This is a genomic window from Streptomyces sp. I05A-00742 (assembly GCF_013055795.1).
Classification (GTDB): Bacteria; Actinomycetota; Actinomycetes; order Streptomycetales; family Streptomycetaceae; genus Streptomyces.
This window is the reverse complement of sequence record NZ_JABETO010000009.1, coordinates 53,035-66,990: the sequence shown is the minus strand read 5'-3', so window position 1 is coordinate 66,990 and position 13,956 is coordinate 53,035. Positions and strand designations below refer to the sequence as shown.

Genomic DNA, 13,956 nt, shown 5'->3' with positions numbered 1-13,956 from the left:
CGAGGTAGCGGATGGCAGAGGCTGGTTCGCTGGAAAACATGCCTTCCAGTCAAAGGAGCGTGATGTTGTCAGCATGTATGCAGTTTTCGATACGCGGACGATATGGTGCCGACCGACATCCCGCGAGGGCCATGGCCGCGGCTGGGCGGCCGCGCCGGCTCGCTCATGGGATCGACCGGGCCCTCCGACAGTGTGAGCACCAGGTCCGACAGCAGCGCTGCCGGCCTGCGCGTTCGCCTCGTCGGCATCCGCTAGGGGCTGGGGACTCGCCTTTGCAGATCAGGTCGAGCATCGGCCTGCGCTTGTAGCGGCCGGCAACATATCGTCGGCATATCAAAAAATGCATACGCGCCGGCAACACCAGGTCCTCTTGACTGGAAGGCATGAGTTCCAGCGGACCAACACGAGCGGCGACGTGCCGCACCCGAGCGCCGGTGGCGACCTCACGGACTGTCCCGACAACGGGAATCACGGTCTATGGGTGCGATCAGGACGAGGCTCTTCTCTTCCGAGAAATAGCGCCTCGCTTTGGCGTGGTGCCGACCATCACGAAGGCAGCGGTATCCGAGGCCAATATCGACCTGGCAGTCGGGAACCGATGCGTCAGCATCGGCCACAAGACGCACGTCACGCGTGCCACGCTCAGCGCACTGAGCCGCGTAGGTGTGGAGTATCTCTCCACTCGAAGCGTCGGATACAACCACATCGACGTGAGCCATGCGGAAAGCGTCGGTATCTCCGTCGGGAACGTGGCTTATTCCCCCGACAGTGTTGCCGACTACACGCTCATGCTGATGCTCATGGCCGTGCGTCACGCGAAGGACACCATCCGTCGCACCGACGCTCATGACTACCGGCTGAGTGAGACACGCGGCAAAGAGCTGCGCGACTTGACTGTCGGAGTGGTCGGCACAGGGCGTATCGGCACAGCAGTCATCGACCGACTGCGAGGCTTCGGCTGCCGTGTGCTGGCCTACGACAATCGCCCCAAGGCCCCCGCCGATTACACGTCGGTCGACGAGCTGCTTCGGCACAGCGACATTGTCACGCTCCATACCCCGCTCACCGCGAAAACCCGCCATCTCATCGATCGCCGACGCATCGAGCAGATGAAACACGGCGCGTTCATCGTCAACACCGGACGCGGGCCACTAATCGATACCGACGCTCTCCTGTGGGCGTTGGAGAGCGGCAGGCTGGGCGGCGCGGCGTTGGACGTCCTCGACGGTGAGGAAGGAATCTTCTACACCGACTGCCGGAGCAAGCCCATCGAGAACCGCTCGCTGTTGCGGCTACAAAAGCTGCCGAATGTTCTCATCAGCCCGCACACGGCCTATTACACCAACCACGCACTGAGCGACACCATCAGGAACAGTCTCCTCAACTGCCTTGACTTTGAAAGCGGGAAAGCATGAACAAGTTGAAGATCGGAATCATCTTCGGGGGCTCTTCCGAAGAACACCCCGTCTCCGTCAAGTCCGCCAAAGAGGTCGCAAAGAACCTTGACACCGACAAATATGAACCGTACTGGATCGGCATAACGCAGTCCGGTGCCTGGCAGCTCTGTGACTCCCCTGACGCAGGCTGGGAGGACGCAGAGGCTCGTCCGGTCATGCTGTCGCCCGACCGAAGCGTCCACGGACTGCTCGTCCTGGAACAGGAACGATTCGAAGTGGTCCGTCTGGACCTCGTGTTGCCCGTTCTGCACGGCACACTCGGCGAAGACGGCGCGATCCAGGGCCTGTTGGAGCTCTCCGGCGTTCCCTATGCCGGCTGCGACATCCAGAGCTCTGCCATTTGCATGGACAAATCCCTGACCCATACCGTCGCCAAGAGCGCGGGCATCGCCACGCCAAACTTCTGGGTAGTCACGGAGAACGAGAAGGTCGCCGCCGACCAACTTCTTTATCCGGTCTTCGTGAAGCCGGCCCGTTCGGGCTCATCCTTCGGCGTCAGCAAAGTTGCCGGCGCGGAGGACTTGCCGGGTGCACTGGACGCCGCACGGCAGTACGACTCGAAGGTCCTGATCGAAGAGGCTGTGCCCGGGAGCGAGGTCGGCTGCGCGATCCTGGGGGACCCCTCCGCCCCGATCGCGGGCGAGGTGGACCGTGTAGCCCTCTCGCACGGATTCTTCAGGATCCACCAGGAGGCCTCACCCGAGACTGGTTCGGACAACTCGGCGTTCATCGTTCCCGCCGACATCTCCGAAGAATCGCGTCGGCGCGTCCAAGAGAGTGCCAAGACCATCTACCGCACACTGGGCTGCCAGGGGCTTGCCCGCGTGGACATGTTCCTCCAGGACGACGGCCAGGTGGTACTCAACGAAGTCAACACCTTTCCCGGCATGACCTCCTACAGTCGCTACCCCCGGATGATGGCCGCCGCAGGGATGCCGCTCTCCGACGTCCTCGACCGGCTCGTGTCAATAACACGGGACCGGAAAAAGCGATGAACGGTGACTTCGTGTACCTGGACGAGCTGGTGCCCGGCATCCGCTGGGATGCCAAGTACGCCACCCGGGACAACTTCACCGGACAGCCGGTAGACGGATACCTGGTGAATCGGATAGTCGGCACCAAAGCCTTGTGCGCAGCCCTGGGGCGAGCGCAGGAAAAAGCCGCGTCCCACGGCTTCGGCTTGCTTGTCTGGGACGGATACCGTCCGCAACGTGCCGTCGACTGCTTCCTGCGCTGGTCAAAACAGCCGGAGGACGGCCGGACAAAGCAGCGCCACTACCCCAACATCGAGAGGTCCGAGCTTTTCGACAAGGGCTATGTGGCCGCCAAGTCGGGCCACAGCCGGGGCAGTTCCGTCGACTTGACGCTCTATACCCTTGCCACCGGGGAAAATGCTTGCATGGGTGGTGACCACGACCTCATGGACTCGATCTCGCATCATGGAGCAGAGGGAATAGGGCCCATCGAAGCGGAAAATCGCGAGTACCTTTGCTCCATCATGGAGGACTGCGGATTTGCTCGCTACGACAGCGAGTGGTGGCACTACACGCTGGAAAGCGAGCCGTTTGCAGATGTCTATTTCGACTTTCCCATCACATGACAGAAGCCTCCCTTACGTCTCACAGTGGGGAAGCCTGGACCGGAACGACGAGGTCGTCATCCGGCGTGCCGCACCATCGGGTATCGACGTCTTCCTGAGGCGCACCGATCCGTCGCAACTGCACGGCTGGGCCTCCGACGGATACCACTCGCGCGAGGAGTACCTGTTCTGGTCCCGCAAAATCTGCGGCTTGGCATGCTTACAGTCCCTGCTCCATGGCTGGACGGATGTCCGTCTGCCGATGCGTGAACTCCTCGCGCGGGCCCTCGACTGGGGTTGCTACGTGGTGGAACCCCAGGGCAAGGTCCAGGGACTGATATACCGACCCTTCATGGCTTGGGTCAGCTCACAATTCGGCTTCACCTGCCAACTGGTCGAACACACACCGCTTCGGGAATCCGCCCGAGCGGTGCACCCCGGGCAGGTCCTGATCGCTTCGGTGTCTCCTGAGATTCGCGACCCGAGCACCCACGAACCGCGTCGGGGAGGACACCTCGTGCTGGTTCATGCGGTCCGCGGCGGGATCGTGCGATTCCACAATCCGTCGGGCTACTCTTACAACGCGGAATCCGCATCGCTGCCCCTGCGCGTCTTCGAGCGGTTCCACGCAGGACGAGGAATCCTGGTCAGCGCCGGCCGGTGAGGCCAGGTGAACTGGCACCGCGCGTGTCGCCAACGGCGGCCACTCGGCGGGGTGCACGGAACCCACGATGAACCTTCCCGACGCGTTGCGTCGGGAAGGAACCCCTCGGCGGAGACCACCGCCTTCGACACGGTCCGCGGCCTGCACCACATGCTCAGTCCAGCCCCCGGCTCGGCTCGCACTCACCCCGACGATCGCTGAGCGGCGGGCAGTCGCCGCGCGACGCGGGGCTCGTCGGCAGCCGGGGCTGAGGGCGAGAACATCGACTTGATTCAGCACGATGGGGCTTCGCTGGCTTCGTGAGTCGTGTGAGAGGGGCACCTGCGTGGAAATGGTATTGCGCTACCAGGGGTGAGGAAGAGCGATGACGATCCCGATCCCTGGCAGACCACGATCCACCCGGGCACGGTGCGCCGGGTGCTCGCCTACTTTCGCCCGCACATCCGCACCGTGGCGCTCTTCGGTGTAGTCGCCACGATGGAGGCGCTTACCGTCGCCGCAACTCCCTTGCTGCTGAGGGAGCTCGTCGACAACGGCATCGTCAAGAACGACCGCGGGGTCGTGATCTTGATGGCATGCCTGGCCGCCCGCCTCGCCGTCCTCGCGCGGGCTGTCGCTGGTGTCCGCCTACATCTCCGGGCGGATCGGGCAGGTGATCACCTACGACCTGAGGGTTCAGGCGCTCGACCACGTCCGGCGGCTGCCGCTCGCGTTCTCACACGCACCCAGACAGGGGTGCTTGCCGGCCGGGCTGCACACCGAACTGATCACGGCGCAGCAGCAGTTCAGCGGTTTGCTGATGGCGGTGACCAGTGCGGTCATGGTCGCGGTGGTGCTGGCCGAGCTGTTCTACCTGTCTGGCTTGTCGGCGTCATCACGCTGGCGCTGGTTCCGATATTCATCGTGCCCTGGGTCCACCTGGGGAGGGTCATCCAGCGGCGCACCCGACGGCAGATGGACGAGAACACCGGCCCCGGCGGGCGGCTGCAGGAGCGGTTCAACGTGCGGGGGGCGATGCTCTCCAAGCTCTTCGGCCGTCCGGACGAGGAGGTGGCCGAATTCGCGGACCGTGCCGACAGGACCGGAAGATCGGTGTGAACCTTTCCGTCTGGGGCCGGATGGCCTTCGTGATGATGACGCTGATGGCCTCGCTCGCCACGGCTATCGTCTACGGGATCGGTGGCGGACTCGTATTCGACAGGGCCTTCCAGCTCGGCACGCTGATCGCCATCGCCACCCTGCTCGAGCGACTGTTCGGGCCGATCACCCAGCTGTCCGGGATGCAGCAGGTCGCGCAGACCGTCGTGGTGAGCTTCTCCCGGGTCTTCGAACTGCTCGATCTGAAGCCGCTGATCCAGGAATCCGCTCCCCGCCGTAGAGCCACCGGCCGGGGCGGCCGGAACCAGCTCCTGAGCCGCCGGGTGGTGACATATCGTCGGCATATCGAGAATCGCATACATCCTGGCAACACCCCACTCCATTGACTGATGACATGTCCTTCAACCCCGCCAGCGAAGCAATGCGACCTACAGCCGTGAAACCGGTGGTCATGCCGATCACCGCCGCCGAGCACATGGCGTTCGTACGGGCCCAGCGGTCGGTCAGCTTTCTGCAGACCCCGGCATGGGGCGGCGTCAAGACCGAGTGGCGCAGCGAGTCCCTCGGCTGGTTCGAGGGGCGGCGCCTGGTTGGTGCTGGGCTCGTACTGCACCGCCCAGTGCCAAGGCTCGACCGCTTCACGCTGGCGTATCTACCCGAGGGCCCGATCATCGACTGGAGCGGCGACATCGGTGCTTGGCTCGATCCGCTGGCGGCCTACCTCAAGGCCCACGGGGCGTTCGCGATCCGGCTCGGCCCGCCGGTGCGCACCCACACCTGGAGCGCCGCCCAGGTCAAGGAGGGCATCGCCGACCCGGGCCGCAAACGGCTCACCGACATCACCGGTCACTGGACCGACCCGGTCGGTGCCCGCGTGGCCAGCAGGCTCCGAGGCGCCGGCTGGCTGCCGCAGAGCCCGGAAGACGGGTTCGGGGTCGGGCACCCACAGTTCAAGTACGAGGTCCCGCTGGTGGGCAGGACCGAGGACGAACTGCTCAAGGGCATGAACCAGCAGTGGCGCCGCAACATCAAGAAGTCGACCAAGGAGGGAGTCGAGGTCACGGTCAGCGACGGCGGCCCGGAGGACCTCAAGGCGTTCCACGACCTCTACGTCCACACCGCCGAGCGCGACCACTTCACACCCCGGCCGCTGCGCTACTTCGAGACCATGTTCGCGGCGCTGAGTGCCGAGGATCCCGAGCGGATCAAGCTTTACCTGGCTCGCCACCAGGGCGACTTGGCCGCCGCCACGGTCATGGTCCGTGTCGGCGCCCACGCTGTGTACGCCTATGGCGCCTCCTCCACCGCGAAGCGCGAGGTGCGTGCCTCCAACGCCTGCCAGTGGGCGATGATCCGCGACTCGCTCGCGGCCGGCTGCGACGTCTACGACCTGCGTGGCATCACCCCCACCCTCGACGCCGACGACCCGCACGTCGGCCTTGTCCAGTTCAAGGTCGGCACCGGCGGTCAGGCGACGCGGTACGTCGGCGAGTGGGACCTGCCGCTGCGGCCGATGGTCTACCGGGCCTTCGACCTCTATATGAGGCGGCGCGGCCGCTGAACCGCACACCCGCGGCCGGGGACGCCGTCGGGACGCGCCCCGAGGGGAGCCTTGACCAGTCACATCGCTTGCGGCAAGGCGGCCGCGTATCCAGCGGACCGCCGCCGCCCGCCCCCGATCGCCGCCAGCGCGTCCAGCGCGGTGAGGCGGTGGTCAGCGCCGCCGCGGCCACAGCGAGGGGGAGTTCGCCGCGGCGGCCGACGCGTTGAGCGCCTGGCGCGCGCCCAGGAGCGGCAGCCCGAGGCAAGCCGAGGTGGCAGCGGTCCGCCACACCGGCACCATCACACTCATCGCTGACGAGCCAGGGTACGGACGATGACGACTGATCAGGTGCGGCGGTTACGACGACTCCCCGACCTGGATCGCTGCCCCAGGGCACATGGTGGCCGACTCGCGTACAGCGTCGTGAAGTTCGGAGGGCGGAGTGTCATCTTGGAGTTCGACCGTGCCGTCCTCGTCCCGCTGGTCGAAGACGTCGGGGGCGAGCATCACGCACTGGCCCGAGGCAACACGGCTGGGAACGTCGACCTTAACGCGCATCATGGTCCTTACCTGTTTCTCTGTGGAACGTCCACCTCACCGGCTACCACGCCGCCCACATGGGCCACAGGGCGTCGCCCTTACCTCGGTCAAACGCCTTCAAGATCAACTTTCCGAGGTCCTGGTCAAAGAGCTCACGGGCATCGAGGAGCGGGCAGTGCATGACGAGTACACGCACGCCCTGGAGCAACTCGTCGCAGCCAAAGCAGGCCAAGCAGAACCGGTCGCACCACCGGAAGCTCTGCAACCAGTGGTTGCGTTGATGGCTGGCTGGAAGAGAGCGTCCGGGCGGCGCAGACGAGGTCCTGACCGCCCGGGTGGTGCCGGTCAGGGCTTGGCAACCGCGTAGTCCGCCGCGCGATACGGGGGGGTATGAACGTGCAGTCCCCTTCCTTTCCGCTGCCGAACGCCTTCGAGCTACTGTGCGCGCAGTACGCGAAGCGGCTACCCGCCCAGTTGGAGGACCTGACCGGCCCCGCCCACGGCACGGTCGACCCGCCGCTGCACGTGGTGTGGTCGGGCCGCCGCTCGTACGGACTGGAGCAGCCGCGCTCTCGGGTGGGTCTATACCGCACCGTCCTGGCCGGCGCCAAGACCTGATCGACTTCCTGAACCGGGATCTGCTCATCGCGCAGTGGCCCGTGCTGCGCACGTTGATCAGCCGCCCAATCCGGGACGTGTGGGAAGCCACCTTCCCGGAGCTCACCTCCGCGAGCGCGGCGACAGCCGCGTGAAGCTGACAGATCTGCACCGCCGCCTCCTGGCCGACGTCCTCGCTATCGGCACCCCCTACCCGCTGGTGATCACCGGCGGGTACGCCGTCCAAGCCCACGGCCTGGTCGACCGGCGACGGGCCGGTTGCTTCGCCCCTCTTTTTTTTCGCGCGGATGTGGGAGGCATCCACGCAGACCCGGGTCCAGTCCAGTTCGCCAGCCGCGTGCAGCTTGGCGAGCAGGATGCGGTGCAGCCGGTCGGAGACGCCTGCGTCGTGTCACCGCCCGAGCCTGCGCCAACAGGTCTGCCCGGAACCGAATCTCAGCTCCAGCGGCAGGAGTTGCCAGGCTATGTCGTTGTGCAGGACGTACAGGATGCCTGCAGACACAGCCGGTCCGCCACCGGCCGTGGGCCCGGCGACTTCTCCGGCTATTGGCGGCAGCAGCGGCTCGATCAGCGCCCACAAGTCGTCGTCCACGATCCATGGCCGGGTGCTCACACCTCGCGAACGGGCTCAACGGCTTACACGTCACGGCTGACCAGCCACGCACAACAAGATCGTGTTACGAGCTCTTAGAGCCTTTCGATGCGGTGCCGCCAAGGCCCTGCCGTCGAACCAGGGCCTTGGTGCAGTCGGCGGCCTGGAAGAGCGCGGGAACACCGAGGAAGATCGGATCGTCTTCCCCGCCGCCCTCGACCCGGTGGTCTGGGGCACCGAGACGTCCATGAGCGCCGAGGCGTCCCCGCTGCGGACCGCTCCCGTGCGGCGGGACGAGAACGGCGGTTGTTCTCCTGGACGACCTCCACGTCCACCGACCCGACGACGTTGACGCCTCACACAAAAATTCGACCGGTGTGTGGCGGGAGGGATCCGGGATCCGGACCCGGTTCGAGGCCGGTTCCGCCGATGACGCCCGGGTGCCGAACGCCGCGGTTGAGCGGCCGCTCGTCCACGGGGGGGCGGGCCCCGTTCCGGGCAGTGATAGCTTGGAGCGCATCCGACCTACTGCGCCACGCAACCCGGGTCGGGGTGGCCGCGCCTCAACTCCCCTGCCGCCCACTGCCCTTCGACGGCCGTGGGGCCCGGCACGACGGTCGGGGCCACCAGGTTCTCCTCGCAAGGTTCCGCATCATGGATCCCGTCCTTGACAGGACCGCGCACACCTCCCCTTCGCACCTCAGCAGGTTCCCGACCCCGGATCGCCCGGCCCCCGCGGCCCGGGTGGCCGCGTTCGTCGCGCTGACCAAGCCGCGGATCATCGAGCTGCTGCTGGTGACCACCATCCCCGTGATGTTCCTGGCCGCCCGGGGCATCCCCGACCTGACGCTGGTGCTGGCCACCTGCGCCGGCGGCTACCTGTCCGCCGGCAGCGCCTGCGCGTTCAACATGTACCTCGACCGGGACATCGACGCGCGGATGGACCGCACCGCGGGCCGCCCCCTGGTCACCGGAGTGGTCTCCCCGCGCGAGTGCCTGATCTTCGCAAGCACGCTCGCCCTCGCCTCGGCCGGCTGGCTCTGGTTCCTGGTCAATCCGCTCTCGGCACTGCTCGCGTCCGGCGCGCTGCTCTTCTACACGGTGATCTACACCATGCTGCTCAAGAGGCGCACCTCGCAGAACATCGTCTGGGGCGGTCTCGCGGGTGGCATGCCGGTCCTGACCGGCTGGTCGGCCGTGACGGGCTCGGTGTCCTGGACGGCCGTGGCCCTGTGCCTGGTGGTCTTCTGCTGGACCCCGCCGCACTACTGGCCGCTGTCCATCAAGACCCGGGCCGACTACGAGCGCGTGGGTGTGCCGATGCTGCCGGTGGTGGCCGGCACCACCGTGGTGACCCGGCAAATCCTGCTGTACAGCTGGCTGATGGTCGCCCTGTCGCTCTCGCTGTGGCCTCTCGGCCGGGTGGGCTGGTTCTACACCTGCGCGGCGGTCGCGCTCGGCGGCTGCTGGCTTCGAGAGGCCCACGCGCTCCACGCCCGGGCCAAGGCCGGCCTCCGTGGCGCGAAGCTGAGGGAGATGCGTCTCTTCCACTGGTCGATCAGCTATATCTCCCTGCTGTTCACCGCCGTCGCGATCGATCCGTTCCTCCGCTGACCGGCCGGTGCCCGTGGTTCCGGGCATCGCGGCCCCCTCCCCTCTCCGCCACCGTCCCCTCCGGCCGTGGTCCGGGAGTTCCACCGCGTCGTGGCAGCCCCGAGACGAGCCAGAATGGAACGTTCCTTTCTGCTGAGGTTCAGGCATGGCGACTGGGGAGAACCAACGCCGGGAGCGCGGCGCGACGGCTGAGGAACGCCTCATCAGCGCGGCCGGCAGCGCCTTCATCGACCTGGGATACGACGTGTCGATGGCCGAGATCGCCCGCCGCGCGGGCATGGGGATGAGCGCGATCTACCGGCTCTACCCGAGCAAGAACGATCTCGTCACAGCGGTCCGCCTCGCGGGCATGTCCTTCATCACCGACCGGGCCCACCAGGCACTGGACGAGGAACCGGACGGCGCCCGGGCCCTGGAGCGCTTCCTGTTCGCCTGTCTCGAGGCCCGCGCCGGACACATGCTGCCGGTCCTGGGCAGGCGCCAGGCACCCACCCCGGGCCTGGACGCGGTCCGGGAGGAGATGCACCGGGCCATCGACGCCCTCGCCGAGCACGCGAAGGCGGGAGGCGCCCGGCGTGCGGAGATCACCGGAGCGGACCTGCTGCTGCTCCTGGACCACCTCAGCCCGTCCCTGCCGCTGGACCACCCCGAGGCCCTGCTGCTCCAGCGCCGTTACGCCCGCATGGTGCTCGACGCCCTGCGTACTCCCACCACGGCCGCACTCCCGGGGCCGGCGCCCGACTGGGACCTGATGAAGACCCTGTGGGACGGCCGACGGAACCAGGACCGAACGCGATCACCCAGGGGGAGTTACGGAAGACATCGACTTGCCCGAGACACTGCTCATCCGCGGCGGACTGCTGCTGACCATGGAGCCCGCCCACGGCACTCGCCGGGCCGACATCCTGGCCCGCGACGGAGTGATCACGGAGATCCGCCCCGGCATCGACGCCCCCGAGGGCGCACGGATCATCGAGGCCGGCGGCGCGATCGTCCTGCCCGGGTTCATCGACACCCACCGCCACATGTGGCAGGCAGCCCTCCGCGGCCTGGGCGCCGACCTGGCACTCGGGGGCTACTTCCCCCGCGTCGCCGGCCCTCGCTGCCCAGTTCACTCCCGACGACGTCCACCTGGGCAGGCCGCGCCGATCCCGGTGACGCTGGTCCACACGCCGATCGCGCGGGCCCGTTCCCGGCCGTCGGAGAAGGTGTTGACGATGATCGACAAGGAGACGGGGACGAGCATGGCCCCGCCCACGCCCTGGATCATGCGGCCGCCCACGAGCGCGCCCAGGGCCGGGGCCAGACCGGAGACGAGCGAGCCCGCGGTGAAGACGGCCAGCCCGGCCCGGAAGACGCACCGCCGCCCGATCCGGTCGGCGGTCGAGCCCGCGAGCGTCAGCAACGAGGCGACCACCACGCTGTACGAGGCGACGGCCCATTGCATGCCGGAGACGGACGCGTGCAGCTCTCGCTCCATCGAGGGCAGGGCGACGTTGAGCGCGGTGCTGTCGAGAACGACCATGAACATGCCCGTACAGCAGAGCGCCGGCACAAGCCGCCTGCTCCGGCGGCGGGGTTCCCGGACGGTACGAGGCACTTCCATCTCCCGACGCGGCCGTCGTCCTTGCCTGCCCCGGCGAGGCGGACCGATGTTCTCGGAGCGGCCGGAGGCCCGGGGGAAGCGACACGGCCGGTGTTCCGGCTCCGGCCGTCAGCGCTGCCCCCGCGGCGTCCGGGACATGGACGGCAGGGGCGCGTCGTGCGCGGAGGGCGCCGGTGGTTCGCGGAGGGCCAGTGCGGACAGTGCGGCGATCAGGCCGGCCGCTGCCATGACGGCCCAGGCGATCCGGTAGCGGTTCGCATCGTGTCCCCCGCCGGTGACGGCGATCAGGATCGCCACGCCGATCGCGCCGCCGATCTGCCTGCAGGCGTTGAGCACCCCGGTGCCGGTCGCGTACTCCTGCGCGGGCAGACCGCCGACCCCTCCGGCCAGAAACCCGGTCTGCGCGATCCCCGCCCCGGCACCGGTGAGGACCGTGCCGGCGAAGTACACCGGGAAGTAGCCGGTCCGTTCGGTCAGGAAGAAGAACCACAGGGCGCCGGCCGCGACGAAGAAGGTGCTGCCCAGTCCGGCCAGGCGGTGGGGTTCCAGCGACGCCCTTCCCGCGATCACGGCGGTGATCACCGCTGTCGCGGGCCCCGACGCGAAGCCGAGCCCGGCCGGAACCGGGTCCCACTCCCACACGTCCGTCAGGAACAGGCTGCAGCCCAGGAGCATGATCGAGAACCCGATGTAGAAGCACGTCATGCCCAGCGTCGCGACCGTGAAGGAGGGAGCCCGGAAGACCCGCAGATCGACCGCGGGTGCCACGTGGGTCAGGCAGCGGCGGAGAAACCAGACCAGCGCCAGAAGGCCCGTCGCGAGCACGGACCACAGCCATGGATCGGCAAGGCCCCACTCGGTGACGTAGGAAACGGCGGTCACCAGCGCGCCGACCCCTGTGACGAGCAGCGCCGACCCGAGAAGGTCCGGAACCCTGGTGCGCAGCGTGGCCGTCTCCTTCAGGTTCGCGGCGAGGACAAGGCCCGTGATCGCGATCGGCACATTGATCACAAAGATCCACCGCCAGTCGTACCGGGTCAGCACTCCGCCCAGGACGGGCCCGGCCGCCGCGGCCACCGAGCCGGTCGCGGCCCAGAGGGACACCATCCGCTTGTGCCGTTCTTGTGGGTAGGCCGACAGGAGCAGCGCCAGGCTCGTCGGTACGATCAGCGCGGCGCCGGCCCCTTGCGTGCCCCGCGCGACGATCAGCGTCCCCGCCTCGGGCGCGATCGCGGCCCCGAGCGAACCGCAGGCGAACACGAGCAGCCCGAGCCGGAACAGGCGCTTGCGCCCGAACCGGTCCGCGAGTCGCCCCGACGGGACGAGCAGCGCCGCGAACACCACTCCGTAGGCGTTCAGCACCCATGTCATCGCCTGTGGTGACGCGGACGGAAAGCTCGCGCTGATCGAGGAGAACGCCAGGTTCACCACGAACAGGTCCAGTGACGCCAGCACACTGGCAGCACCGATCGCCACGAGGGCCGAGAGGCCCCTGCCGTCCGAGCCCTTACTTGCTTGAGACAAGTCAGCCATGGCGGTTAGGCTAGGTATGCGACTTGCTTGAAGCAAGTCAGGTACCCGGTGATGAGAGATGATGCCGCCATGGCACTACGTTCCGACTGGTCCGACAGGCCGTGCCCGATCGCACGGGGCATCGACGCGCTCGGGGACCCCTGGGTACTCCTGGTGCTCCGCGAACTGCTCTCCGGGGCCAGGCGTTTCGACGAGATCCGCGAGCAGCTGGAGGTCGCCGACAACATCCTCGCCAAGCGGCTGGCCTACATGGTCGAGGCGGGGCTGGCCGAGCGCGAGCCGTACCGGGAGGGCAAACGGCCGCGGTACGAGTACATCCCGACCGCCGCGGCGGCCGACGCGCTGCCGATCCTGCACGCCTATGCGCTCTGGGCCGAGAAGCACACCCCGTCCGACAGCCCGACGCGACGCCTGGTGATCGTCTGCCGTGGCTGCGGAGAGGAGAGCAGCGAGGGCGGGACCTGCAGCGCGTGCGGCCGCAGGCTCACCACGGACACCGTGTCCTGGATCCGTCCGACCTCGCCCGACCGGCGGCCGAGGCACCTCGTCGACACCGGAGAAGACCGAGCAGCGGACCCGCGCCGCCGAGCGGAGCCGGCCACCTGAGCTGTGCCCGGCCGTGCGGGTCGCCGATGAGAGGAGACCGGGGGGATCGCCTGACGAAGGGCCGCCGGACGGCCTGCCCGGCCATCGCAACAGCCTTCGAAAGCCATGTCCGGATGGCTCCGGCTCCATGGGAATTCGGAACAATGCGCGACAGGCGTATATGTGATCCCCACTCGGTGGCCCTTCAACGACCCGCCCCGGGATTTCGCCTGCCGCGGACTCACCGAACGGCAAAAGGCTGACCAGCCCGTAAAGGAAGCCGGGCAGACGTCTGCGGGCTGCCCGTGCTTCCCTGCAGGCCGCTTTGTCATCCGGCTGTGAAAGGAGTGAGTGAACCGTGGCTCGGCCAACCTGCGGCCCTCGGAGCGGGTGAATGGCTGAACAGGGAGTACCGGACGCGAACAACGGGGCGGCAAAGGGCAGCGCCATGAGGCAGAAGGCATGGGCGCGGAGCATATGCGGTGCCCGAGGTCGGGGCGAGCGGCGCGACAAACGGCGGAGAACAG

14 protein-coding genes and 2 pseudogenes are annotated in these 13,956 nt (G+C 67.6%); 11 read left to right on the top strand and 5 right to left on the bottom strand.

Features of this window, described 5'->3' with window-relative positions; all coding sequences use genetic code 11:
* Positions 1 to 383: 383 nt before the first annotated feature.
* The 7 genes from vanH to HN013_RS11425 all read left to right on the top strand — a co-directional run bounded on the left by vanH (position 384) and on the right by HN013_RS11425 (position 6,359).
* Positions 384 to 1,415, top strand: coding sequence for a D-lactate dehydrogenase VanH (vanH, locus tag HN013_RS11450; RefSeq protein WP_171165854.1), 1,032 nt, complete (start codon positions 384 to 386; stop codon positions 1,413 to 1,415).
* Positions 1,412 to 2,452 carry a D-alanine--(R)-lactate ligase gene (gene vanA / locus HN013_RS11445; protein WP_171165852.1) on the top strand — a complete coding sequence of 347 codons (1,041 nt, stop codon included), beginning with the start codon at positions 1,412 to 1,414 and terminating at the stop codon, positions 2,450 to 2,452. Before vanH ends, vanA begins: the two co-directional genes overlap by 4 nt.
* Entirely contained in the window at positions 2,449 to 3,057 is a 609-nt protein-coding gene (gene vanX, locus HN013_RS11440) for a D-Ala-D-Ala dipeptidase VanX (RefSeq protein ID WP_171165849.1), read from the top strand. The genes vanA and vanX overlap by 4 nt, the downstream gene beginning before the upstream one ends.
* Entirely contained in the window at positions 3,029 to 3,700 is a 672-nt protein-coding gene (locus HN013_RS11435; protein WP_171165848.1) for a hypothetical protein, read from the top strand. Before vanX ends, HN013_RS11435 begins: the two co-directional genes overlap by 29 nt.
* 351 nt (positions 3,701 to 4,051) lie before the next feature.
* Positions 4,052 to 4,798, top strand: a complete 747-nt coding sequence (locus HN013_RS11430; RefSeq protein WP_212764235.1) for a hypothetical protein — start codon at positions 4,052 to 4,054, stop codon at positions 4,796 to 4,798.
* Positions 4,795 to 5,184, top strand: coding sequence for a hypothetical protein (locus HN013_RS32335; protein WP_212764234.1), 390 nt, complete (start codon positions 4,795 to 4,797; stop codon positions 5,182 to 5,184). Before HN013_RS11430 ends, HN013_RS32335 begins: the two co-directional genes overlap by 4 nt.
* 8 nt (positions 5,185 to 5,192) lie before the next feature.
* Entirely contained in the window at positions 5,193 to 6,359 is a 1,167-nt protein-coding gene (locus HN013_RS11425; RefSeq protein WP_171165846.1) for a peptidoglycan bridge formation glycyltransferase FemA/FemB family protein, read from the top strand.
* A 153-nt stretch (positions 6,360 to 6,512) separates the two neighbouring features.
* On the opposite strand, the gene HN013_RS32330 is transcribed toward HN013_RS11425, so the two are convergent.
* The gene (locus HN013_RS32330) at positions 6,513 to 6,650 is read right to left on the bottom strand and encodes a hypothetical protein (protein ID WP_212764233.1); all 138 of its coding nucleotides are present in this window, start codon (positions 6,648 to 6,650) and stop codon (positions 6,513 to 6,515) included.
* A 48-nt stretch (positions 6,651 to 6,698) separates the two neighbouring features.
* Positions 6,699 to 6,899, bottom strand: a complete 201-nt coding sequence (locus HN013_RS11420; protein ID WP_171166082.1) for a ferredoxin — start codon at positions 6,897 to 6,899, stop codon at positions 6,699 to 6,701.
* A 372-nt stretch (positions 6,900 to 7,271) separates the two neighbouring features.
* On the opposite strand from HN013_RS11420, the pseudogene HN013_RS11415 reads away from it, so the two are divergent.
* Positions 7,272 to 7,633, top strand: a pseudogene (locus HN013_RS11415) (hypothetical protein).
* Between the two features lie 257 nt (positions 7,634 to 7,890).
* Here HN013_RS11415 and HN013_RS11410 read toward each other — a convergent pair.
* Complete coding sequence (locus HN013_RS11410; protein WP_171165844.1) at positions 7,891 to 8,091, bottom strand: transposase; 201 nt, start codon at positions 8,089 to 8,091, stop codon at positions 7,891 to 7,893.
* A gap of 654 nt (positions 8,092 to 8,745) precedes the next feature.
* On the opposite strand from HN013_RS11410, the gene HN013_RS11405 reads away from it, so the two are divergent.
* Entirely contained in the window at positions 8,746 to 9,705 is a 960-nt protein-coding gene (locus HN013_RS11405) for a heme o synthase (RefSeq protein ID WP_171165843.1), read from the top strand.
* A gap of 145 nt (positions 9,706 to 9,850) precedes the next feature.
* Positions 9,851 to 9,982, top strand: a pseudogene (locus HN013_RS34105) (hypothetical protein); the annotation flags it as partial.
* An 834-nt stretch (positions 9,983 to 10,816) separates the two neighbouring features.
* Here HN013_RS34105 and HN013_RS11395 read toward each other — a convergent pair.
* Both HN013_RS11395 and HN013_RS11390 read right to left on the bottom strand, forming a co-directional pair.
* On the bottom strand, positions 10,817 to 11,236 hold the full coding sequence (locus HN013_RS11395) for an MFS transporter (protein WP_312018569.1): 420 nt from the start codon (positions 11,234 to 11,236) through the stop codon (positions 10,817 to 10,819).
* 183 nt (positions 11,237 to 11,419) lie between these two features.
* The gene (locus tag HN013_RS11390; RefSeq protein WP_171165839.1) at positions 11,420 to 12,844 is read right to left on the bottom strand and encodes an MFS transporter; all 1,425 of its coding nucleotides are present in this window, start codon (positions 12,842 to 12,844) and stop codon (positions 11,420 to 11,422) included.
* A 69-nt stretch (positions 12,845 to 12,913) separates the two neighbouring features.
* Here HN013_RS11390 and HN013_RS11385 point away from each other — a divergent pair, with 69 nt between their 5' ends.
* Positions 12,914 to 13,450 carry a helix-turn-helix domain-containing protein gene (locus tag HN013_RS11385; RefSeq protein WP_171165837.1) on the top strand — a complete coding sequence of 179 codons (537 nt, stop codon included), beginning with the start codon at positions 12,914 to 12,916 and terminating at the stop codon, positions 13,448 to 13,450.
* Positions 13,451 to 13,956 lie beyond the last annotated feature (506 nt).